We start from the raw sequence: 22,459 nt of genomic DNA on the forward strand, positions 1-22,459 counted from the left end.
CTGAGCATGCCGGGGTAGTAGTTCGAGGTGTCGATGACCACCGTCTCGTCGGGCACCGACGCGAACAGGTCCGCCAGCTGGCCCGCCACCCCGAACGGGATCGACAGGACGATGACGTCCCTGCCCTGGACAGCGTCGGCGAGCTCCACCGCGCGGGCCCCGGACTCCAGCACCTCCGCCCGGACGGCCTCGGGGCCGCGGGCGTCGGCCACCTGGACGTCATGCCCGGCCGCGCTGAGCTTGACAGCGAGGTTCCCGCCGATGGCGCCAGCGCCTATGACAGTAATTTTCATGATTTGTTCCTTAGGGGGTTGTGCCGCCCCTGAGGGCAGCACGCCGTGGTGGATGGGTGGTGGTGCCGCCTGGCGTTGCGGGGCGGAGCGGGGTGCCCGGCGATTTACGCCTGAGTGTCCTGCTGGCGGTAGCCGCTCGCGATGAGCGTGCGGAGCCGGTCGAGCGACTCCTCCTCGGTGCCGGTGCCCTTGATCCAGGCAACGGAACAGGCCGCGAGGAACAGGTCGTGCCCCCGCACCGACGCGCGCACGCGCCCCGCGAGCTGCGCGGCTCGCACGTATTGATCGGTGGCGGAGATGAGGATGTGGCAGGGGATGGTGAGCGGGTTGTCCGGCTCCTGGGCCCGGGCGGCGGCCATGAGCGGGTCCGGCAGCCCGCTGAAGGCGCTGAAGTACTCCTCCATCGCCCGCAGCCACTGCTCCAGCGCCTCGGCCGGGTCACCGAGTTGCTCGATGTCCGCCTGGCGGGCCACCAGCTCCTCAGAACGCGTCTGCAGCACGGCCGCCAGCAGCGCCTCCCGGGTGGGGAAGTGCCGGTACAGGGTGCCGGGTCCGACGCCCGCCTCCTTGGCCACCGCCTCGAGGGAGGTGCCGACCCCGTGCTGCAGGAAGTGACGCTGCGCGGTCTCCAGGAGGGCCGCGCGGTTGCGCTGGACGTCCGCGCGGGGCTTGCGCCCTCGCTGTTCACCGGCGCTCATGCGCCCTCCCGCCTGCCATGATCCTGCGGCCGCATCAAAACGGATGCTGCCTCCGTACTTGGTCGAGAGTAAAATGGAGGCAGCGTCCGGTCAAATGGGCGGCCCGAGCTCGGAGCCCGGGCACCGCAGGGGGCCAACACATTGAGCAGCCGCAGAGCGCGGGAGCCGTGCGGGCTGCACCATTCCAGGCGACCCCTATCCGGCCTCTCCAGCGCGGAGCCCGGTCCTACCTCCAGGACGTCAGGGGGTGAGCTGTTGGTGCCCTATGACGGAGAGCAGTTCGAGCTTGCTCTGGCTCTCCGTGCCGGGGCGGGTGGTCAGCACCACCAGAGTCTGGGCGCGGTTCTCGGTGTACAGGAGCTGGGCGTCGACGTCGATGCGGCCGAGTTCGGGATGGAGGAGGGTCTTGCAGTCGCCGTAGCGGGCGACCTCCTGAAGTTCCCACATGCGGACGAACTCGGGGCTGTGTTCCTGGAGTTCGGCGAGGATCTGGGCGGCCCGGGGGGTGTCGCTGCCGGCTGTCAGCGCGGCCCGCAGGCGTGCCGCCTGGGCGCGGCCGTGGCTTTCGTGAGTCTCCTCGGGGTACACCAGACGTTCGGCCGGGTCCATGAACCAGCGGTAGTAGCCGCTACTGGCCAGACCGGTGTGGCGGGTCTGGTCGCCGAGCAGCGCGATGGCCATCGGGTTCATCGCAAGAGTGTCGGACAGGTCGGTCGTCACCAGGGCCGGAGAGTCGTCCAGGCGGTCCAGGACCCGCATCAGGGTCGGGCTGACATGTTCGGAGCGGTGGAAGCGGGCCGGGGCGTTGTGGCCGATGAGGGCGAAGAGATGGTCGCACTCGTCCAGGGTCAGCCGCAATGCCCGGGCGAGGGCCGCAGTGATCTGGACGGAGGGCTGCGGAGCACGCTGCTGTTCCAGCCGGGCGTAGTAGTCGGTGGACATGCCGGCGAGCTGCGCGACCTCCTCGCGGCGCAGCCCCTGCGTACGCCTGCGCGCCCCCTCGACCAGCCCGACATCACGAGGCCGCAGCGCCTCACGCCGATGGCGCAGGAATTCCGCCAGTTCCTTCTTGTCCATGCCCCCCATCCTCGCCGCATCCCGCCCGGCTATCCAGAGACCGCCGATCCATGGATGAGCAGTCCTCTCCCACCCGAGCGAAGCCGCTCTGACGGCCGACGCCGAGGGCGCTCGCAGCGAGCCGCCCCGATGATCACCTGCCCCTGCGAGGACCCGCTAGGAAATACGCTGGCTGTCGGCGGTACACAGCAGGCCGTCGGCATGGAAGACCGCCCGCCGCGAGGGCCCCCGTCGAGGACACCCAACGCTTTGGACGCAACGCTTTGACCGGCCCCGGGCCTCGTCGCCGGCCCGGCCTACACGACGATGTTCGCCATGCCAGCGGGGCGCTCGCGTACCCCTCGGTGCTCAGGACGGAGCCGGCCCTCTCCCGTGCGACGACGGGGCGAAGCAGAAGGCGCTTCCTTACCGTTCCACGTTTTCGGTGAGGACCTCCCCGCAGCGGGTCCAGCTCGCGTTCATCCATGATGTGGCCCAACAGGACCCGCCCGCGTGCTGCTGTTCCGCGTCGGTCACGGGTCGGTCAGCTGCCGCTGATCATGGCGAGGACGTCGTCGTAGGAGCCGTTGGCCTGCGCGTCACGGAGGAACCTGGCGCGCTCGACGACAATCTCCTTCGCATCCGGCTTCTTCCGCAGCAGGTCGAGGGCCTCGGTGAGGAAGTCGTCCAACGGCATGGACTGCTCGTTGTCCTGCTGGCCCATCAGGGTCGTGCGCACAGCCGGCGGGACCACCTCGATCACCTGGACGCCTGCGTCGGCACCGGCGAGCTGGATGCGCAGGCTCTCGGAGAAGGAGTGCAGCGCGGCCTTGGTCGCGCTGTAGGTCGGCGTGATCGGGAACGGGACGAACGCCAGCGCGGAAGTGACGTTCATGACGGCCGCGTCGGCCTTGCCCACCAGGAGGGGCAGGAAGGCGTATGTCATCCGGATCGTGCCGAGCAGATTGGTCGCGACGTGATCCTCGGCGACCCGGAGTCCGGCCGGATCGAGGACGCTCTCCAGCAGCTGAATGCCGGCGTTGTTGACCAGGACGTTCAACTCGGGGTGGCTCGCCGCCACGGTCTCACGGGCACGGGCGATCGAGTCGGGGTCAGCGACATCGAGGACGAGCGCGTCGATGCCCGGGTGCTCGGCCGTGATGTCGTCGAGGAGTTCCTTGCGCCGGCCGGCGACGATCACCTTGTTGCCGGCTTCGTGCAGTCGCAGGGCCAGACCGAGGCCGATGCCCGATGTTCCGCCGGTGATCAGGATCGTGTTGCCGGTCATCTTCATGAGGGTCCTGCTCCTTGGTTACGGCGGGCCGGTGAGCGCCCGCAGCCCCGACCGTAGGCGCGCCCGCGAAGGGGCGGGAGAGGACGGCTTATCCATGGACCGGTGCTCCCTGGCTGAGCCGCAGACGACGCTCCTGCCGGTCAGCACCTCCAGAGCGGGCCTAGCGAGCCACCGGTAGGAGAACCCGGTGGCCAGGATCACAGCCTGTGCGGTAACGGCGGATCCGTCGTTGCACCGCAGCACCCGCGCGGACCTGGCCGGCTCCAGCGTCCGCCGGCCTCCACGGCAGCACTGCTCCCGCGTGAACAACCAGCGCCTTCCCATCGGCCGCCACCGACAGCCCATGGCCCCACCCGGTAGGCCTGACCACCGGAAAGGGTTCCTGACCCCTGGACCGGTACGAACTCGACACATGCATCCTTGCAGGTCAGCGTCACCTTTCTGTCGTCAGGACGTCAGGTGACGACGGCCATGACAAGCGGCTCGGTCAAGATTTCCGTGAAGCCGATCAGCGAGCTGTCTGGTTCGTGACTCTGTGTTGTCGGCGGTCGGCGGCGACGAGTAGGACGCGCTTGCGGAGGAGGGGGAGTCCGGCTCGGCCTGCCATTTGCCGCTTGAGCAGCTTGATGTCCGTGACTCTCCCCTCGACGCAGCCCGAGCTCCATTCCGTGCTCAGCCCGAGGATGACGGCGTCGCGGTCGGCCAGCAGGCCGTCGGCGAAGCCGCGCAGGCCGTGGTTCGCGTCGGCGCGGGCGGTGGCGATCCACTCGGGCGGCCGGCTCGCGCTGCGGGTGGCCATCATCGCGGCGGAGGATCGGACGTGTCCGGTGGCGGCCTCAAGTTTCGGGGCATCGGGCCAGGATGTCCTTGAGTTTCTGCTGGTCGTCGTCGTTCATGCGGTCGGGGTTGCGGGTGGTCCAGCCGGTTACCTTGCGGACTCCGGGCGGCCGGGCGGGGGGTGGCTGGTCGGCCGGCGCGCGGCGGAAGCGATGGAGGTAGTCGCGGACGACGGAGTAGGAGCCGGTGAAGCCGCGCTCACGGAGGTCGGGCACCTCTCAAAGGCCGCCGCCAACCTGCGTTCTGGACCGTTTCCTCTTCGGGCCGGTCGGCCACCGTCTGCCGGGCACTGTCCGGGAGCGGAAGCGTCTGAAGCCACTGGCGGCCCACGCCACTGAAGCAGTTGGCCCCGCGATCGCAGCCGTGATCGGCCAGGACCGCGTGGATGCGGTTACGCAGCAAGGTGCTCAGCCGCACGAGCTGGGCGCCCAGCACGGCACGCTGCTCGCGGATGTCCGGGGACGCGATCCATGCCTCGGGCAGCAGATCCGTGCGCAGCAGGTGGGCCAGGGTGGCCGCGTCCACCTTGTCGTTCTTCAACCGGGCCACGGCGATCGCCTTGCACTGCAAGGGATGGGCCAGGTGCGGTTCGAAGCCGTAGTCCTGGAGCAGCTCGATCAGCCAGCCCCAGCCGTACGCGGCCTCGAACGCCACCGGCGTGCCCACAGGCAGATCACCGATCACTCCCAGCACCGTCTCGCGCCTGTTGGGGACGTTCCGGTTCACCGCCGTCCGGCCGCCCTCGTCCATCACGGCGATCTGCGACCGGCGGCGATGCACATCGATCCCGACGTAAGCCTGCATCGCGGGCCTCCTGACCCGGACTCGGCTCCCCTGCGCAGAGTGCTCCGAACGAACCGGGAGGGAAGCCCCAGCCCTCATAGGGCCAGGTCAGGAGCACTCCCCGCTTATTTGATCAAGCATCGGCCACCCAAACCTCGTGAAAGCGCGAGGCTACTGAACTTGATTGGGTGATGTCGGGTCGTTCGGCTGAGTCTTGAGCCCTCTGCGCTGTAGTGCTGTGACCGTGAGGTACGCGCAGGGCGGCGCCTTGACGATCCGCGAGGTGCGCCCCTTGCCCGGGCTTCACCTCGGCGCCTAGACCGGGTCCTTGGGCGAGCGCACCGCTGTGGAAGGAGGCTCGGATGTGCCCTGCTCCGAGCTGAGCCCGTCCAACAGGAGGTCACCGAGCTCAGAGAAGGCGTCGCCGGCGGTCAGGCCGGTCCTCTCCAGAAGGACCCCCGACTGGACCGCGTCGATGGTGACCGCCACGACCTGGGCCGCGAAGTGCCCGTTGAGCGCGCGGAAAACGCCGGACTGCACGCCCTCCTCGATCAGTTCGTGGACCCGGCGCGCCGCGGCGGCGGAGTTCTTGCGGTAGATCTGCGCGGTCGGTTCGTAACCGACCATGTCGTCGTAGAAGGCGTGGGAATGCCGGCGCATGGCCGTGCCGACGCCGGTGAGATAGACGCGGATGCGCTGCCGGGGGTCGGGCTCGGCCTGGACGGCCTGTTCGATCTCGGCTGTCGCATCCCGGAAGAAGGCGCGGGTGACCGCCAGGACCAACTGTTCCTTCGTGGAGGCGAGGCTGTACAGCGTCGCCTTCGAGCACTCCAGTCGCTGGGCGAGCTCATCCATGGTCACCGCGGTGAAGCCTTCGGTGAGGATGATCGCCTCGGCCAGGCGCAGCAGTTCGTCCCGCCGCCGAGTGTCGACGACCCGCCTGCGCGCCGTTCGGCGCGGGCGTCGGTCACGCGAGTCAGTTTGGGCCGTCACCGCAGCAGTCTCCCATGAGCATCTCCACCTAGAGCAGCGGATGACCGTCCGGGCAGGAAGAGTGACCCTAGCAAACGGGTACTAGCGTACCGTCTAACGTACCCGCGTCGAGCCCTCTTGAGCCTCCAGCTCCGGATTAGCCGTTACCGGATCGAGGATCCGATGGAGATGCCGCCGTCCACGTCGAGGACGATGCCGGTGATGTAGCCGGCCGCTTCGCTGGCGAGGAAGGCTGCGGCTTCGGCGATGTCCTCGGGCTTGCCGGTGTGGCGCATCGGGACCTTGCTCGTGAGCTTGTCGCGTGCGGGGCCGTTCATGGAGGCGAGCATCGGTGTCTCGATCAGGCCGGGGGCGATGGCGTTGGCGGTGATGCCGTGGCGGGCGCCCTCCAGCGCGAGGGTGCGGGTCATGCCGACGATGCCGGCCTTGGCGGCCACGTAGTTGGTCTGGCCGAAGTTGCCGCGCCATGACATGGAGGAGAAGCTGATGATGCGTCCGTAGCCCTGGCGTTTCATGGGGCCGAACGCGGCGCGGGCGCAGTGGAAGCCGCCGGTGAGGCTGACGTCGATGACCGCGTGCCAGTCGTCGTCGGTGATGTCCTCGACGCGGTTGTCGCGGATGATGCCGGCGTTGTTGACCAGCACGTCGAGGCGGCCGAGGTCGGCGGTGACGCCGGTGATCCAGGCGTTGACCTGGGCGGAGTCGGTCACGTCCACCACGTCGGTGCGCAGTTTCGCGTCGTGGGCGTCGGTGATGGTCCCGGCGGCTTCGGTGAGGGCCTGTTCGTTGACGTCGGCCAGCGCGACGGTGGCGCCCTCCGCGGCGAACCGGGTCGCCATGGCGAGGCCGAGACCTTGTGCCGCCCCGGTGATGGCGACGACCCGTCCCTGGTAGCGGTTCACCTGTCGTCTGCTTTCGTGGTGTCGGGAGTGAGGAAGACCCGCAGGGCGTCGGCCACCGAGCTCGCCGACCAGTTGTCGGCGAAGGTGGCCAGTTCCTCGCGCAGGGCCTGCTCGGGGGCGATGCCGTCGATCCGGTGCAGCAGCGTCTTGAGCCGGTGCTGGGCTGGGCTGCTGCGGTCGGCCAACTGGTGGCAGACGCGGGTGGCTGTGGCGTCGAGGTCGGCCTCGGGCACGATCGCGTGGATCCAGCCGGTGTGCGCGAAGGCGGTGGCGGGCAGCAGTTCGCCGGTGAGCAGGAGCCAGCGCGAGAGTCCGCGTCCAACCGCACCGGGAAGCCGGACGCTTGACCCGCCGGCCGGTACCAGCCGCCGCATGACGTGGCCGTCGCCGATGAGCGTGGTGTCGGCGGCGACGACGACATCGCAGGCCAGCGCGAGTTCGAGGCCCCCGGCGACGGCGTGACCGTGAAGGACGGCGACCCAGGGTTTCGGGCTGGCCGCGATGCGGCTGAAGCAGGCCGACACGTCGGCCAGGAATTCGACTGGGTTCTCGCCCCGCTCGTGCAGTTCCAGGAACTGGTGGAAGTCCCCGCCGGCACAGAAGCTCGGCCCGTTGCCCGCCACGGCGATGACCGCCGTGCCGGGGTCGGCCTCGGCGCTGGTGATCTGCTTGTCCAGGGCCTCTACGAGGGTGATATCGAGCGCGTTGCGCCGCTCGGGGCGGTTGAGCAGCAGCCATCGGACGGGGCCGCGTTGCTCGACGAGCAGCGGTTCGGTGTCGGTCAACGTGGCTCCGGGGCGGCGAGTTCGGCGCGTCGGCGGCTGCGCAGCAGGTAGCGCTGGGTCTTGCCGCTGGGCGTCTTGGGCAGGGCGTCGATGAAGTGGATGGTGCGCGGGTAGGCATGGGCGGCGTAGCGGGTCTTGACCAGCAGCTGGAGTTCGGTGGCCAGTTCCGGCGAGGCGACGTGGCCGTCGCGGAGGACGACGTACGCCTCGATGACCTCGCCGCGGACGTCGTCGGGTGCGCCGATGACGCTGCACTCGGCGACGGCGGGGTGCTGGGCGAGGACGCTCTCGATCTCGAACGGCCCGATCCGGTAGCCGGCCATGATGATGACGTCGTCGTCGCGGGAGGAGAAGAAGAAGTCACCGTCGGCGTCGATGCGCCCGGCGTCGCCCGTGAGGTACCAGCGGCCGTCGGCGGTGAACTTGGAGTGGATCTGCCCGGGGATCTGGTAGTCGCGGAAGGTCATCAGCGCGCTCCCCGCGACGTCGATCGCAACCCGGCCGAGCACGCCCGGATCGGCGGGCTCGTCCTTCTCGTCGGCCAGGACGGTCAGGCTCCAGCCGGGTACTGGCCGGCCCATCGATCCGGCTTTGAGGGGGCGGGCGAGTCCGGGGTGGTGGTGGTTGGCCAGGGGCATGCCGACCTCGGTCTGGCCGAAGTGGTCGTGCACGGCCAGGCCGAGCGCGGCGCCGGCCCACTCGTTGACCTCGGGAGTCAGCGGCTCCCCCGCGCTGGACGCCCGTTCCAGGCGCAGCCCCTGCGGCACCGGCACCGTCGAGGAGCGCAGTCCCCGGTACACGGTCGGGGCGGCGGCGAAGTCGGTGACCTGGTGGTCGACGAGGGTGCGCCAGGTCGTCTCGGGGGAGAACCCGCCGGACAGCAGCAGGCTGGGGATGCCGGCGGCCATCGGGGCGACGATCGCGGCGTACAGCCCGTAGGCCCAGCCGGGGTCGGCGGCACACCAGTAACTGCTGTCCCGGGTGACGCCGAGACCGTACTCCAGGTAGACCTGCCATCCGGCGATGTAGGAGACGGGGTGGATGACGCCCTTGGGCTTGCCGGTGGTGCCGGAGGTGAACATGTGGACCAGCGGGCCGTCCCCGCTCGTGGGGACGGCGGGCACCGGCTCCGGCGGTACGGCGGCGACAAGGTCGGCCAGCGAGGCGTCATCGCGCTGCGTGCCGGTTCCGGTGACAACGATGCGGCGCTGAAGGTCGTCCGGCATGTCGGGACCTGGGTCGAGTTTGTGGCGCTGGTCCGGGTCGACGACCACGACGTGCGCACCGGAGCCTTCCAGGCGCAGGGCGATGGCCTGAGGGGCGAACGCGGTGAACAGCGGGACGTAGACCGCACCGAGCCGCCAGATCGCGAGGATGACGGTGACCAGGTCGGCGCTCTTACCCATCAGGGTCGCTACCCTGTCACCCGGACCGACCCCAAGCCCTCGGAGGGCCCGCGCACAGCGGTGGGAGTCCGCGGCGAGCTCTCCGTACGACAGCGTGGAAGCCTTGCCGTCACCGTCGACCACGGTGAACGCGACGCGGTCGGCAGGGTGCCGGTCGCACAGCAGATCGGCCACGTCGAGGGAAGGAGCCGCGAAGGTCCCGGTCAGCTCGGCGACCCGGTCGGCGGCGCTCACTGCTGGTCCTTCCGGTCGATGATCGGCAGGACCAGACGGCTGGGGTGGCTCGGCCCGTGATGGACGTGGTTGACCGCGGGAATCATCTGCTCCTCGCTCTCCCGGGCGATGACGCCGCCGGTGTTGGTGTTGCGGTCGTAGCGGGGGAAGTTGCTGCTGGAGACGTCCACGCGGATGCGGTGACCGGGAAGGAAGACGTTCGAGGTGGCCGTCATGTCGATGGTGATCTCATAGACCGTGCCGGGCTCCATCAGCTCTTCCGCGGAGAGGCCGCCTCGGTAGCGGGCGCGCAGGATCCCGTCGCACAGGTTGATCGCTTTGCCGTCGGGGAAGACGTCGACGAGCTTGGCGGTGAAGTCGGTGTCCACTGCCGACGAGGAGACGAACAGGGTCAGGCTGACCGGACCGGTGACTTCGACAGCCTCTTCGAGCGCGGGGGTGGCGAAACACAGCACGTCGTCGCGGCCGGTGACGGTCCGCTGGTCGACCGGGCCGCAGAATCCCGGTGTCGTCGGCATGGATGCCCCGCCGGCCGAGGGAACCGGGCGGCGCGGGTCGTAGAGGTAGGTGTCGTGCTCGACGCCGGTCGGTGGTTCGGTGGTCAACGCGCCGTCGCCGTCAGCGGTGTTGGCGCGACCGCCGCTGGTGAGGTGGTAGTCGGTCCACCGTGTGTCGGGCAGCGGCCACTCCTGCTCGTCGCGCCACTGGTCAATGCCCATGACGAAGATCTTCACCGGTGCCACGTCGTCCAGAGCGGTGGTGTCACCGCGCAGCCAGTGGTCGAAGAACTTCACGTGCAGGCCGGTCAGGCCCAGCATCTGCGCACTGGCCAGCGGGCCGAAGGAGCGGTCGGAATAGACGCCGGTCGTGGCCATGTGATCCCACGGGCCGATGATCAGCCGCTGCCCCTCACGTGCCTGCGCACTGCCTGCCTTCTGGCGGGCGGTGGTGTAGGTGCGGACGGTCTGCCCGATGTAGAGGTCGTACCAGCCGCCGATGTTGAGCGCCGGGGCGGTGACGTTCTTGAGCTCGGGCGTGAGCTCCATGGCGTCCCAGTACCCGTCGTGGGACGGGTGGGCCATCCAGTCGTCCCACCACTTCCCGTACGCCGCCAGGACCGGAACCTCCGCCGTCGGCAGCACCTCGTTGAGGGACTCGGCGGACAGCAGCGCCTGGCCGAGCTGCTGCACCTGGTCCACGGAGCCCTCACCGGCCGCCAGGGACCGCTGCGCGTCGGCCGCGTACATCATGGCGTTCCACAGCGTGACCAGGCTCAGTGAGAGCGCACCGCCCGCGCCGTACCAGGGCGACTCGTAGTTGTCGACCGAGGTGAAGGCCGGCGCGATCGCCTTGAGGGCAGGGGCGCCGGTCACGGCGGTCTCCCACTGGACCATCCCGAGGTAGGACGGCCCGTACATGCCCACCGTGCCGTCCGACCATGGTTGTTCCGCGATCCAGGCGACGCTGTCCTCGCCGTCGGCCCGGTCGGCCATGTGCGGAACGAACTCGCCTGCCGAGCGGTGGGTGCCCCGGCAGTCCTGCACCACCACCGCGTAACCGGCCTCCACCAGAGTCAGGAGGTCGGGGATGGCTGACTGGCCGAAGCCCATCACGTCCTTGCCGTACGGCAGGCGCACGAGCAGCGTCGGGGCCTCCCCTTCGGCCGGATGCCACACGTTGGCGGCGAGGGCTACGCCGTCACGCATCGGGACCTGGACGTCTATGTCGTATATGTGCTGCATCGGTGCTCCTCGTTGAGCTGACGGCGTCGCCCCCGGATTTGGGTACGTTAAGAGGTACGTTCGTACCCTGTCAATTACCCGAAGGGAGGTTGACCTCCCGCGATTCACCTGCGCGGGCTCCCCGCCTTGCGCTGGCGGACAGATCGCCCGGCTACGGGAACCCGGCGAGAGCCCCCAGGCCCGCGACGCGTGTCGGTGCGTGGCGCCTCGCGCGGGCTCCTCAACGCGGCCGTGGTCGAGGGGCGGCTTCCGAACGGGTGCGGGCCAGGTGGCTGCCGGCTCCCGCCGGGGCCCCGAAGACGACGTCCCGGGTGGCCGTCCGGCCGATGAGTACTCAGGGCAGGGCACTTCGTCGAGAAGCTCAGGGAAGGACCGTTCGGGCGGTCGGCGTCGACTGAGACGAGGGCGAGGGCGGTGACCGAACCGCCCGGCGCCTCCAGCGTGGCCGTCAGCTGAAAGACCGCGTTGCCTACTGTCCTGGTGCGCGGCGGCCTGGAGGATGCCGTCGAGGGGTGACCGTACGCGACGGGCACGGCTACTTGTCGGCGCCGACCTTGGTGGTGTCCGACTGGGCCTGCGGCGGCGTGGTGGTGCGGGAGTGCAGGACCTTGCGGGCCTGTTCGGTGTCGAAGTCGTTCTCCCACTTGCCGATCACGATGGCGGCGACGGCGTTGCCGAGGACGTTGATGAAGACGCGGCCCTCGTTGAGGATGCGGTCGATGCCCACGATCAGGGAGAGGGCGGCAAGCGGGATGTGGCCGACCGCGGTGACGGTGCTGGCGAGGACGATGAACGCGCCGCCCGCGATCCCGGCGGTGCCCTTGCTGGTGAGCATCATGATGCCGACCATGATCAGCTGCTGCTGCCAGGACAGGTCGATGCCCATGGCCTGGGCCAGGAAGAGGGAGGCCATCGTGAGGTAGACCGCGGAGCCGTCCAGGTTGAAGGAGAACCCGGAGGGGATGACGATGCCGACCACGGGCCGGCCGATGCCGAGGATCTCCAGTTTGCGTACCAGCTGGGGCAGGACGGCCTCGCTGGAACAGGTGCTGAGGGCGACGAGCAGTTCGGCCTTGAGGAAGCGGATGAGGCCGAACAGGCTCAGGCGGCAAGCCCGCATGATGGCGCCGAGGACGACCAGGACGTAGATGATGCAGGTCGCGGTGAACAGGATGATGAGGTAGCCGAGCTGTTTGAGGCTCTCCGCGCCGTAGGTGGCGACCACGGTGGCCAGGGCGCCGAAGGTGCCCAAGGGTGCGAGCCGCATCACCCAGCCCACGATCCGGAACACGACGTCCGACAGCGCTTTGATGCCGCGGGTCAGCGGTGCCCCTTCTTCGCCGGCCATGTTCAGGGCCGCACCGAAGACGATCGAGACCATCAGCGCGGCCAGGATCGCGTCCCCGGTGATCGCGCCCAGCAGGGAGGCGGGGATGAGGGAGGAGATGAAGCCGGTGAAGGTGGCGTGCTCGGTGGCGGTCTTGGGCACGTAGTCAACGTTCAGTGACGAGGGGTCGACGTGCAGGCCGGAGCCGGGCTGGAAGATGTTGGCGACGACCAGCCCGATCAGCATGGACGCCAGGGACAGCACCAGGAAGTAGCCGATCGCCTTCACACCGATCCGGCCCGCCCTGCGCAGGTTGTCCATGGAGGCGATGCCGGTGGTGACCACGCAGAAGACGACCGGGATCACGATCATCTTGACCAGCGCGATGAACCAGTCGTTGAGCGGCTTCAGGTCCTCACCCAGCCCGGGCGCGAGGATGCCGACGGCGATGCCGAGGACGGCGGCCAGTACGACCTGGAACCACAGCTCCCGTATGAGACGGCTCAGCCGTGACCGCTGCGGGCGGCCGGCGGCGGCGGTGCTTGTCATCGTTGGTGCTCCTTTGCACGACGATCGTGTGTAGCCCTGTCCCGTGGGGGTGCGGGGGACGCGCCGTGGCTCGCGCGCCCCCGATCTCGTGTGTGGCGCCCGTATCCGGCGGCGCCGGCCGACGGCACCCGCCCGGCGGTGGGCGCGTCTTCGGTGGGTGGCGTCAGCTGTGCAGGGCGCGCAGGACCTTGTAGAAGGCGGCCTTGCTCTCGAAGCCGATGCCGGGAGTGTCGGTCAGACCGACGCGGCTCTTCTCGACGACGGCGTCGTCGGCGAAGCCGCCGGTGGGCTGGAACTCGCCCGGGTAGGACTCGTTGCCGCCGAGCTTGAGGGCGGCTGCGATGTGCAGGGAGAACTGGTGCCCGCCGTGCGGGATGCAGCGGCGCGAGGACCAGCCGTGCTGACGGAGCATGTCCTGGATGCGCAGGTACTCCACCAGACCGTAGGAGAGCGCGGGGTCGACCTGGATGGTGTCGCGGTCGGGGCGCAGGCCGCCGTAGCGGATCAGGTTGCGGGCGTCCTGGAGGGAGAAGAGGTTCTCGCCCGTGGCGATGGCGATGTCGCCGATGACCTGCGGCGGGATCCCGAAGGCGAGGCCGGTGTCTCTCAGGGCGTGCCGGGCCCGGTAGGTCTCGGGCATGCCGGTGACCGCGGTCCGCTCCCGCCCGAACCGCTCGATGATCGCGTCGTACACCTCCAGGCGCCGCTCGGACTCCACATCCAGGTCGATATCCGGCAGCGACGTACGCCGCTCGCTAAGAAACCGCTCGAACAGCAGCCGGTGTTCGAGCGGGTTGGCCGTGGCAACGAACAAGCTGTGGTTGACCATCGAGCCGGCGCCGGAGCCGCGCGCGGCGACCCAGATCCCCAGCGCCCGGGTTGTAGGACCGCATTCGGAATGTCCTGTTCCGCTGTCGTGGTCAAGGCCTTCCCAGTTATCTCATTTGAGGGACACGGCATTTCTGTCTCATGATCTTGTCCCCTCTCAGAGGTCATCGGCAGGTCTATCCCTCTCCAGGTCTTCTATAAACGAACGGATGCCCGGGGCGGGAGCGGTCGTGCCGGGCGACATCGACGGGGCCGTTATCGCCGACAGCGGTGACGATCAGTTCGTCGCCGAGGAAGTGAAGGGGCACGGAATACAACAGTCGCGGTCGCCGGATGCCCAAGACGTGCTGGCGGACGAAGGCACCCGCACCCCGGCGCCTATCGCCTGCGCCTGTTCTGCGCCGCCGCATGGCACGGGTGCTGCGCTTGGGCTGGTGACACCCTGGCATACCGGGGCTCCAAGGGCTGTAGACCATACGCGCGAGCACAGGTTTCCGCGTGCGAGGTCGTGTGATATGCCGTAGCGTCAGTTGAGAGGACGCTTTCGCTGGGGGCGGGGAAAGACAGACGTCAAATCTGCAATTTCTCTGTTGCTTCGGGAGCCCTGCATGTATCGACGCGCGATTTCCGTGCCTGCCGTATTTGTGGCAGCGTTCGCATTCAGTCCTTACATCCCTATCGCGGCTGCATCTGAGCCTCAGACGGCAACTCGCACTGACTCGGCAGCGCAGAGGCCGCACCCCGAAGTACTCCGCCCCATGTCGCAGCAAACCTTCGATGCAGCCTGCAAGGAACAGGGATACGCCCAGGGAGTGACTACGGTCGGGAACGACGCGTACTCCATCCGGTGCGTCAATGAAGACGGAAGCCTCCAGTCATTCCGTCCACGAGAGGAAATCCACAATTTCGTAGCCCAGGCATGCCAAGACACCTATACCGATGCCAGAGTGACGGATCGCCTCGCCACTATGGGCCGAACCTACAGTGCTTGGGAATGTGCCGACTATGGGTCGTATGCAGGGGGCCCAGACCTCAAGAAATGGTGTGAGTCCAAAGGGCTCAAGCTCATCAATAGTTCGAGTGCTAAGTACCCGGCCTATCAATGGTTCTGTGCGAATTCATCGAGGACCAGGGTGGAGGGCATCCCCGTAGATGATGTCTGCGCGTCACAATTTGATGAGTCCGCTCTCGACCGTGTGTTCAACGTGTACGGGAAGACTATTGAAGATGCCTGGGACTGCTTCTATACCCGGTGAGCCCACCGGCCGGGCTTCCACCGATCCCAGACGAGCCGACTAAGAAATCGAAGGCGAGATTGGTAGCTCCCACAGGCGCGCTTGGTCCTACGCCCTTCGCTCCCGTGAGCCTCGGTCTGAAGGCTGATCAGCCAGGGAGACAGAATTGGGCGGGGAGGTCCGTATGCATGAGACAATGCGACGGCTTGCCGCAGTCGGTCTGGCACTCGTTATGGCGGGTGCCGTCCATGTGGCAGCTGCGCCCCGAGCGAGCGCGGTTTCACCCTCCGCGCTTGCGAACAGTGTCTCGATGCCGTCCGCTGGGGACAAGGGCACGCGGTCACACGTCGCTGCCGCTGCCATCGTCTGCACACCGACGCTCATGATCGGGGTCCGCGGCTCCGGCGAGAACCCAATAGGCCCCAATCATCCAGGGGGTGCCCATGGTCTTGGTGTCCCGCTGGAAGCGGTCTACGAAAGGCTTCCCAAAGGCACAGGCGTGTACGGCCTGCCCTATGAGGCGCGCACTGTTCCACAGCTCTTCATTGGGAGCGTCGCTGAAGCCGCAAAAGGCCAGCGGTCGTTGAAGTTGGGAGGTCCTCCACCGAAAACCACCGAAGTCGGCGCGTCTGAGCTAGTGGACCAATTCCGGCTCCAGGTCAAAGTCTGCGACAAGAAGCTAAAGAACAAGCAGAGGATCGTGCTCGGCGGATACTCGCAGGGATCGTTGGTAATCCGCCTGGCATTGAAGCAGCTTGAAAGTGAGCCTCTGATCCTCGATCACATAAAGGGCATCGTGCTGCTTGGAGATCCCTCGCGGGACCTGGTCGCGGCACCCGCTCTAAGCAGCGATCTCCTGAGTCGAAGAATGTCCGTCTGCCTGTTCGGCGACCTGATTTGCAAAGGGCCCAACGATAAGGCTGCCCGAAAGACGGCGTCAGCGTGCATCGCGGAGTCCACGTTTGGCTGTCCACACTTTCAGTACGGGGGCAAGGCGGCTCTTGATGCCGGTACAGGGCGGACAGCGTGGAAGGCGGCGGGCTACCTGAAATCTGCCCTCCAGCGACCAGACATCGACTGGCGGAACCGCACCTATAACCTGACGTGCGACGATACCGTCAAAGACCCGGTGAAAGTGGCCCTTCGCAAGGGTAAGGGAACTGCGAGAGGCGAGGCCATCGGGGGCTATGACCGTTGGGACGTGCGAATTCAGCGGATCACGCAAGGTAAACTGCCGTCCCTCGGCAGCGTGACCGCTGTCCTTTTCTTCTGCACTCCCCAACCGAGTAACTTCTTCACGCAGGAGTTGCGTGTCTATCGCTCCAGCAACGGAAGTGAGATAGCGCGCGTTCCACACTTGAGTGGCGGAGAATGGCTGCCTCCGGAGTATCAGCCAGAGTCTGTGGCGATCAGGAAAGATCGGATCGTCGCTGATCTAAAATTCTACGGGCCGGGAGACCCCCACGGTTCCCCGTCCAGGCTTCGCCATCTCAGCTGGACGTGGGACGGCAGGCAGTTCGTGACGCACGACGCTGGCGGAGATTCGCCCGCCCTCAGCCGGATTGAATTGAGCCGCGAACGTGTCACTGTCAATGGGATCGGCCCCGTGAAGTTGGGCATGAGCCCCGAGGAAGCGGCGAAGGCGATCGGTGCAACGATTCCTGTGGAGAGCCGTGGTCCGACCTGTGTAGACCACACCGTGGACGGAGGACCGACAGGACTCTTTCTGAGGTTCACGCAGGATCGCCTCGTTGCGGTCGGCGTCAGGCCACCGGCGACGGAAATCCACACCGCCTCCGGCATCCATATCGGCAGCACGCGAGACGATGTCATGGAGACCTATGCCGCAGAGATTGAAGCCACGACATCGGTCCACGGCAATGAGGAGCTTGTGTTCGCACCTGCCGCTCCGGAGTTCGCGGGCAAAGTCATCGCCTTCGGCATGGTCGATGGTACTGTCGGGCTTTTCATAGCCGGTGAGCGTGACTGGGCAACACTTACTGGCCCATGTGGCGGCGACTGAACCTTTAGCCGCCAGCGCCACAGCTCGGGGGCTACGCCAACGTCGCAGGCTCAACGAAAGTGCGTCTCATTGGGCGTTGTCACGTTGTTGGGTGGGTGGGGCCTGACGGTGTATCGAGGCATGGTTCAGTCGGGCTCCGGGCCTGTTGCTCAGGCCACTGCGGGCCGACCGGTTACCTGGTCCCAGATCGCGAAGCGGATGGTCATCTCGGCCCGGTAGCCGGGAGCGGTCGTCAGGTGGCGGCGGGGTCGGAAGTGGGGTGAGATGCCGCTGAACGCGGACAGGAACCGCTGGGCTGCGCCGACGCTGCGGAACCCCTTCATCGCGCGTTCACGCTGCCTGGTCGGCTGGTGGCTGTTCTCGGCCCGGTTGTTCAGGTACTTCGACTGCCGATGCTCGACGGAGGCCATGACCTCGCGGTGGGCCGCGCCGTAGGAGCGGAGCTGGTCGGTGATGACCACCCGAGGCACCGCACCCGTGTTCGTCAGCAGGCGGCGGAAGAAGCGCCTGGCCGCTGCGGTGTCCCGCCGACTCTGCACGAGGATGTCGAGGACGTTGCCGTCCTGGTCGACGGCCCGCCACAGGTACTTCTGCTCACCGTTGATCTTGACGAATACCTCGTCCAGATGCCACTTGTCCCCGGGCCGCGGCTGCCGGCGGCGCAGCGCGCCTGCGTAGGCCTGCCCGAACTTCACACACCAGCGGCGGACCGTCTCATGGGAGACGACGATCCCGCGCTCGAGCATGAGCTCCTCGACCTCGCGGAAGCTGAGCGGGAAGCGGAAGTACAGCCACACGCAGTGGGAGATGACCTCGACCGGGTACCGGTGCCCCTTGTACGACGGCGACACGACCCCCACGAACAGCCCCTCCCGCACGATCAACCAGAAGATCATCCCACCCAGTCAACCAACGTGACAGCGCCGCGTGGCGCGGTAGAGCTGACCCTGTTCGTCGCTGTCGGGTTCGGCGCGGGCGAAGGCGAGCACGGCCGCGGTGATCGCCTTCCAGTCGTCGGCCTGGGGTGATTGATGCGCAAGGCCGTTGATCAGGTACTTCACCCGGGCCCAAACGCACCTTGGTGATACGTCAAAGAGCGGTCCGCGCTGCCACCCGTTGGGGTTGTTTGACCGGCCATTGGACGATCATGCGCACGGAGGCCGCGAACACTGGTCGCAGGTGGCGCGTGCCACCAGGCAAGGGGGCGGCATGGCCGAGGGCACGGTTTTGGTGGCGGTGACAGAGCATCCGGAGGCTGGAGGCGCCACTGCTGGGCAGTTGACGCGCATCGCCGACGGGATCCGGGCGACGGGCTTGCAGGTCCGGTGGGTGGTGAGCGTCTCGGACGCTGAGGCGGTGCTCAGGACGGAGGCCGGTCTGGCTGCTGCGGTGGTGGCCTGGGATCTTCTGCCCGGAGCTGAGGACGGGCCGGGTGGCGCGATGGTTCTGCGCCGAATCGGACGCCGGTTCCAGAATCTGCCGGTGTTCCTGGTCATGGCGGGCGAGGGGTTGCATGAGTTGCCGCTGTGGGTGTCGCAGTCGGTGGTGGGTTATGTGTGGCCGTTGGAGGACACGCCTGCGTTCATCTCGGGGCGGATCTCCACCGCCGCGCGTGCTTACCAGGACGCCCTGCTCCCGCCGTTCTTCAAGGCGCTGCGGCGCTTCGACGACGCGCACGAGTACTCGTGGCATACCCCGGCGCACTCCGGCGGTGTCGCCTTTCTGAAGTCGCCCGTGGGCCGGGCCTTTCACGACTACTTCGGGGAGCGGCTGCTGCGCAGCGACCTCTCGATCTCGGTGGAGGAGCTCGGCTCCCTGTTCGAGCACACCGGCCCGATCGGCGAGGCGGAACGCAACGCCGCGCGGGTCTTCGGCTCCGACCGTACGTACTTCGTCCTGCACGGCGACTCCACCTGCAACCGTCTGGTCGGCCACTTCAGTGTGACTCGAGATGAAATCGCCCTGGTGGACCGCAACTGTCACAAGTCGGTCCTGCAAGGCCTGGTCGTCTCCGGAGCCCGACCGGTGTACCTGGTCCCGACCCGCAACGGCTACGGGCTTGCCGGACCGCTGCCTCCGGCCGAGATCGCGGCGGACTCGGTGGCGGCGCGGATTGCGATGAGCCCTCTCACAGCGGGCGCGGTGTCGTCGCGTCCCCAGTACGCGGTGTTCACCAACTCCACGTACGACGGCCTGTGCTACGACGCGTCGGCGGCGGCCCGGGCCTTCGCAGCCAGCACCCCCCGGCTGCACTTCGACGAGGCGTGGTTCGCGTACGCCCGCTTCCATCCGCTCTACGCGGGGCGCTACGGCATGTCGGTGGACGAGAAGGCCTTCACCGGCCCCGACCGGCCGACGGTCTTCGCGACCCAGTCCACCCACAAACTGCTGGCCGCGTTGTCGCAGGGCGCCATGGTGCACGTCCGGCCCGCCCCGCGGGCGCCGGTGGAGCACGACCGGTTCAACGAAGCGCTCATGATGCACGGCACGACGTCACCCCTGTATCCGATGATCGCCTCATTGGACGTGGCCACCGCGATGATGGACGGTCCGCAAGGGCAGTGGCTGATCGACGAGGCGATCTCGGAGGCGGTCCGGTTCCGCCAGGAGATGGTGCGGATCGGACGGCGGATCAAGGCCGCCGGGGACCGGCCCCCTTGGTTCTTCGGAGTGTGGCAGCCGGATGAGGTGACTGACCCCGCGAGCCGGACGCGGCTGCCGTTCGACGAGGCTCCAGCGGACTTGCTGCGGACCGAGGCATCCTGCTGGCACCTCGCATCCGACGCGGACTGGCACGGCTTCCCCGGCCTGACCGACGGCTACTGCATGCTCGACCCGATCAAGGTCACCCTGACCTGCCCGGGGCTCGACGCGACCGGTGTGATGTCCGAGTGGGGCATCCCGGCGCGCATCCTCACCGCCTATCTGACCACGCGCGGCATCGTCGTGGAGAAGACCGACAGCTACACCACGCTGGTGCTGTTCTCCATGGGCATCACCAAGGGCAAATGGGGCACACTTCTGGACGCCCTGATGGACTTCAAGGACCTCTACGACGGTGACGCCCCGCTGGACCGCGTGCTGCCCGCCCTGGTCGCCGAGCACCCGCGACGCTACACAGGGCGCAGTCTGCGCGACCTGTGCCAGGAGATGCACGACCACTTGCGCGATGCCTGCCTGGTTGAACTACTCGACCAAGCCTTCCAGCAGCTCCCGGAGCCGGTCGCCCCGCCCCAGCTGTGCTACGAGCGCCTAATCCGCGGCGGCACAGAACGGATCCGTCTGGGGGACGCGCCGGGCCGCATCGCCGCGGCGATGGTCACAGTGACGCCGCCCGGCATCCCGGTCCTCATGCCTGGCGAAAGCATCGGGGAGGAAGACGGGCCTCTCCTGCGCTACCTCAGCGCCCTGGAGTCCTTCGACCGCCACTTCCCCGGCTTCGGCAGCGAGACGCACGGAGTGACCCGTTGCCCCGACACCGGCGACTACCTGATCGAGTGCCTGCGCCCGGACGAGCAGGAAGAGCCTGGCGCCATCACGCCGGCGCAGCGACGGAGGGCGCAGAGCGCCAAGACGATGGGTTGAGTCCTCGGTCACTGGTCGGCCGAGGGACGGATGGCGTCCCGCGCGGCAGCCGTCGGCCGTGCCTCACACCGCCGCACCTCATGCCGCGCACCTCACGGGGTTCGCCGGTCCGTGTGCTGGGGCCGGGGCAGTCCGAGGGTGAAGACGCACCCCTTGCCGGGTTCACTGTCGACGGTGACGGTTCCCTCGTGTGCCTCGACGAACTGGCGGACGATGGAAAGGCCCAGTCCACTGCCGCCGGTGCGTCTGCTGCGGGACTTCTCGGCCCGCCAGAAGCGCTCGAAGACATGGGGGAGGTCATCGGCGGCGATGCCGCTGCCCGTGTCCTCCACGGTGAGGACGGCCAGGTCGCCGGCTTGACGGGCGGTGAGGGTGACAGTGCCGCCCGCCGGGGTGTGCCGGAGCGCGTTGGAGGTCAGGTTGCCCAGGACCTGCCGCATCCTCACCGGGTCGGCGTCCAGGACGAGGTCGGGATCGGTGTGGGTGCGCAGGCGGATGTGGGAGGACTCCGCCCGGGTGCGGTGGGCCGATACCGTCTGGGCGACGAGGTCGTCCGCGCGTACGGGTTCACGGTGCAGTGCCAGGGTGCCGGCGTCGGCGGCGGCGAGGTCCTGCAGATCGTCGATGATGTGCTGCAGGAGGAGTGCCTCGTCGTGCAGGGAGGCGATGAGTTCCGGGTCCGGCTCGACCAGCCCGTCGCGGGTGACCTCCAGCCAGCCGCGGATGTTGGTCAGCGGGGTCCGCAGCTCGTGGGCGATGTCGCTGACCATGGCCTTGCGCTGGGTCTCCAGCTGCTCGCGGCGTGCGGTGAGGTCGTTGAAGGCGGCGGCCAGGTAGCCGGTCTCGTCCTTGGTGGTGACCGCGACGCGTGTGTGCCGCTGCGGCGGCTGCTGGGCCGCGGCCGTCAGGGCTCGCAGGGGGCGGACGAGGCGGATGGCGACCACGGTGGTCATGGCGACGGTGACGATCAGGACCAGTCCCGCGACGCCGACGATCTTGCCCTTGTTGGCGGGGGAGAGGTCGAAGCCCACGGCTGTTGGCCGAGGGCGCCCAGGTAGAGCCGCGCTCTGGGCGCGACGTGCGGGTCGAGTTGGGTGCGGCGCGCGTCCTCGACACAGTTCTGTGTCCGCTGGCTGCCACCGAGCAGGCGGCCGGGGTCCTTGGCCGCGGCGGTGAAGCCGGGTGTGACGTCGATTCCGATGCCGGCCAGGGGGTTGGCCGCCTTCCCGCCGACGGGGCGGAAGCACGGAACGGTCAGGAGGGGTATGTGCGGGCGACTCGGCAGAGGAGGGATTGGGGAGACAGCATCTCGGGTTCTACGTCGTCCATGGTCGGCGAAGAACCCCTCCCACACCCCATCGCGGGGCGCTGACGGGATGTCTTGCTCTTCCAGTTGGGGGCAGGCGTACTTGCCAACTTCCTTGCCTACGCTCCCTTGGAGACCACGGTGGCCGAACTGGTGCGGGTCGCCGGGATGCGCTGGCAGATCGAGGAGTGCTTCCAGGCTGCGAAGAACGAGTACGGCCTCGACGAGTACGAAGTCCGCCGTTACCCGGGCGGGTATCGGCACATCACCCTGGCCATGCTCGCCCACGCCTACCTCGCGGTCATGGCCGCCGATGCTGCGGCAAAGGGGGCTGCAGAAACGCTTCCGCCACCCTGGCCCCCCTCACCCTGGCGGAGGTGCGCAGGCTCCTGGCGCTGCACCTCGCTCCGAACCGCCGAGCCGGCCGGCCGGCTCGCGCACACGTATTGACCTGGTCACGTTGGCGCCGCAGGCGCCAGGCAGCACCCGCCACTGCCATTACCAGCGGCGGCTCCATTCGTTGGAGGGGAGCTCGGCGAAGACTCCACCGAGCACCACTCCACCGAGCATCACTCCCCCCAAC

17 protein-coding genes and 3 pseudogenes are annotated in these 22,459 nt (G+C 68.1%); 3 read left to right on the plus strand and 17 right to left on the minus strand.

What is annotated here, in order from left to right:
- The 14 genes and pseudogenes from ACFWWR_RS43010 to ACFWWR_RS43075 form a co-directional block, all read right to left on the minus strand.
- Positions 1-293 (minus strand): NAD(P)-binding domain-containing protein (locus ACFWWR_RS43010; RefSeq protein ID WP_384309623.1); only part of this gene is annotated, 293 nt, incomplete at its 3' end.
- 104 nt (positions 294-397) lie between these two features.
- Positions 398-991 carry a TetR/AcrR family transcriptional regulator gene (locus ACFWWR_RS43015; protein ID WP_383860101.1) on the minus strand — a complete coding sequence of 198 codons (594 nt, stop codon included), beginning with the start codon at positions 989-991 and terminating at the stop codon, positions 398-400.
- A 240-nt stretch (positions 992-1,231) separates the two neighbouring features.
- Positions 1,232-2,068, minus strand: coding sequence for a helix-turn-helix transcriptional regulator (locus ACFWWR_RS43020; RefSeq protein ID WP_384309626.1), 837 nt, complete (start codon positions 2,066-2,068; stop codon positions 1,232-1,234).
- Between the two features lie 523 nt (positions 2,069-2,591).
- Positions 2,592-3,341 (minus strand): SDR family oxidoreductase, encoded by a 750-nt coding sequence (locus ACFWWR_RS43025; protein ID WP_384309628.1) that lies wholly within the window; start codon positions 3,339-3,341, stop codon positions 2,592-2,594.
- 508 nt (positions 3,342-3,849) lie between these two features.
- Positions 3,850-4,143, minus strand: coding sequence for a hypothetical protein (locus tag ACFWWR_RS43030; RefSeq protein WP_384309631.1), 294 nt, complete (start codon positions 4,141-4,143; stop codon positions 3,850-3,852).
- 34 nt (positions 4,144-4,177) lie between these two features.
- A complete protein-coding gene (locus ACFWWR_RS43035) occupies positions 4,178-4,393 on the minus strand; it encodes a hypothetical protein (RefSeq protein ID WP_384309634.1) in 216 nt (71 codons plus the stop codon).
- Positions 4,377-4,982 (minus strand): transposase, encoded by a 606-nt coding sequence (locus ACFWWR_RS43040; protein ID WP_383877067.1) that lies wholly within the window; start codon positions 4,980-4,982, stop codon positions 4,377-4,379. The genes ACFWWR_RS43035 and ACFWWR_RS43040 overlap by 17 nt, the downstream gene beginning before the upstream one ends.
- Positions 4,983-5,276: 294 nt before the next feature.
- Positions 5,277-5,954, minus strand: coding sequence for a TetR/AcrR family transcriptional regulator (locus ACFWWR_RS43045; RefSeq protein ID WP_383877069.1), 678 nt, complete (start codon positions 5,952-5,954; stop codon positions 5,277-5,279).
- Positions 5,955-6,097: 143 nt separating this feature from the next.
- Entirely contained in the window at positions 6,098-6,856 is a 759-nt protein-coding gene (locus ACFWWR_RS43050) for an SDR family oxidoreductase (protein ID WP_383877070.1), read from the minus strand.
- Positions 6,853-7,641: an enoyl-CoA hydratase/isomerase family protein gene (locus tag ACFWWR_RS43055; RefSeq protein WP_384309636.1), complete on the minus strand. Its 789-nt coding sequence runs from the start codon at positions 7,639-7,641 to the stop codon at positions 6,853-6,855. Before ACFWWR_RS43055 ends, ACFWWR_RS43050 begins: the two co-directional genes overlap by 4 nt.
- A complete protein-coding gene (locus tag ACFWWR_RS43060; RefSeq protein ID WP_384309638.1) occupies positions 7,638-9,281 on the minus strand; it encodes an AMP-binding protein in 1,644 nt (547 codons plus the stop codon). Before ACFWWR_RS43060 ends, ACFWWR_RS43055 begins: the two co-directional genes overlap by 4 nt.
- Complete coding sequence (locus tag ACFWWR_RS43065) at positions 9,278-11,023, minus strand: CocE/NonD family hydrolase (RefSeq protein ID WP_383877075.1); 1,746 nt, start codon at positions 11,021-11,023, stop codon at positions 9,278-9,280. Before ACFWWR_RS43065 ends, ACFWWR_RS43060 begins: the two co-directional genes overlap by 4 nt.
- A 535-nt stretch (positions 11,024-11,558) precedes the next feature.
- Positions 11,559-12,899 (minus strand): cation:dicarboxylate symporter family transporter, encoded by a 1,341-nt coding sequence (locus tag ACFWWR_RS43070; RefSeq protein WP_384309641.1) that lies wholly within the window; start codon positions 12,897-12,899, stop codon positions 11,559-11,561.
- A 163-nt stretch (positions 12,900-13,062) separates the two neighbouring features.
- Positions 13,063-13,776: pseudogene (locus tag ACFWWR_RS43075) on the minus strand (enolase C-terminal domain-like protein); the annotation flags it as partial.
- Positions 13,777-15,461: 1,685 nt separating this feature from the next.
- Between ACFWWR_RS43075 and ACFWWR_RS43080 the strand changes: the two are divergent.
- Positions 15,462-16,985 (plus strand): cutinase family protein, encoded by a 1,524-nt coding sequence (locus tag ACFWWR_RS43080; protein WP_384309644.1) that lies wholly within the window; start codon positions 15,462-15,464, stop codon positions 16,983-16,985.
- 149 nt (positions 16,986-17,134) lie between these two features.
- Here the strand turns inward: ACFWWR_RS43080 and ACFWWR_RS43085 are convergent, their stop codons facing one another.
- Positions 17,135-17,881 carry an IS6 family transposase gene (locus ACFWWR_RS43085; RefSeq protein WP_384309647.1) on the minus strand — a complete coding sequence of 249 codons (747 nt, stop codon included), beginning with the start codon at positions 17,879-17,881 and terminating at the stop codon, positions 17,135-17,137.
- 9 nt (positions 17,882-17,890) lie between these two features.
- Entirely contained in the window at positions 17,891-18,046 is a 156-nt protein-coding gene (locus tag ACFWWR_RS43090) for a hypothetical protein (protein ID WP_383877638.1), read from the minus strand.
- 148 nt (positions 18,047-18,194) lie between these two features.
- On the opposite strand from ACFWWR_RS43090, the gene ACFWWR_RS43095 reads away from it, so the two are divergent.
- Entirely contained in the window at positions 18,195-20,570 is a 2,376-nt protein-coding gene (locus ACFWWR_RS43095) for an Orn/Lys/Arg decarboxylase N-terminal domain-containing protein (RefSeq protein ID WP_383877636.1), read from the plus strand.
- Positions 20,571-20,662: 92 nt separating this feature from the next.
- Here the strand turns inward: ACFWWR_RS43095 and ACFWWR_RS43100 are convergent.
- Positions 20,663-21,702, minus strand: a pseudogene (locus tag ACFWWR_RS43100) (sensor histidine kinase); the annotation flags it as partial.
- A 276-nt stretch (positions 21,703-21,978) separates the two neighbouring features.
- Here ACFWWR_RS43100 and ACFWWR_RS43105 point away from each other — a divergent pair.
- Positions 21,979-22,326 (plus strand): annotated as a pseudogene (locus ACFWWR_RS43105) (IS701 family transposase); the annotation flags it as partial.
- Positions 22,327-22,459 lie beyond the last annotated feature (133 nt).

Source organism: Streptomyces sp. NPDC058678 (assembly GCF_042714835.1).
Taxonomy (GTDB): domain Bacteria; phylum Actinomycetota; class Actinomycetes; order Streptomycetales; family Streptomycetaceae; genus Streptomyces.

What these genes read in the sequence shown, in the direction of transcription:
- ACFWWR_RS43030 (WP_384309631.1), bottom strand. Translation starts at nt 4,143, where the DNA reads ATGATGGCCACCCGCAGCGCGAGCCGGCCGCCCGAGTGGATCGCCACC.
- ACFWWR_RS43015 (WP_383860101.1), bottom strand. Translation starts at nt 991, where the DNA reads ATGAGCGCCGGTGAACAGCGAGGGCGCAAGCCCCGCGCGGACGTCCAG.
- ACFWWR_RS43085 (WP_384309647.1), bottom strand. Translation starts at nt 17,881, where the DNA reads ATGATCTTCTGGTTGATCGTGCGGGAGGGGCTGTTCGTGGGGGTCGTG.
- ACFWWR_RS43070 (WP_384309641.1), bottom strand. Translation starts at nt 12,899, where the DNA reads ATGACAAGCACCGCCGCCGCCGGCCGCCCGCAGCGGTCACGGCTGAGC.
- ACFWWR_RS43065 (WP_383877075.1), bottom strand. Translation starts at nt 11,023, where the DNA reads ATGCAGCACATATACGACATAGACGTCCAGGTCCCGATGCGTGACGGC.
- ACFWWR_RS43040 (WP_383877067.1), bottom strand. Translation starts at nt 4,982, where the DNA reads ATGCAGGCTTACGTCGGGATCGATGTGCATCGCCGCCGGTCGCAGATC.
- ACFWWR_RS43095 (WP_383877636.1), top strand. Translation starts at nt 18,195, where the DNA reads ATGGCCGAGGGCACGGTTTTGGTGGCGGTGACAGAGCATCCGGAGGCT.
- ACFWWR_RS43020 (WP_384309626.1), bottom strand. Translation starts at nt 2,068, where the DNA reads ATGGACAAGAAGGAACTGGCGGAATTCCTGCGCCATCGGCGTGAGGCG.
- ACFWWR_RS43025 (WP_384309628.1), bottom strand. Translation starts at nt 3,341, where the DNA reads ATGAAGATGACCGGCAACACGATCCTGATCACCGGCGGAACATCGGGC.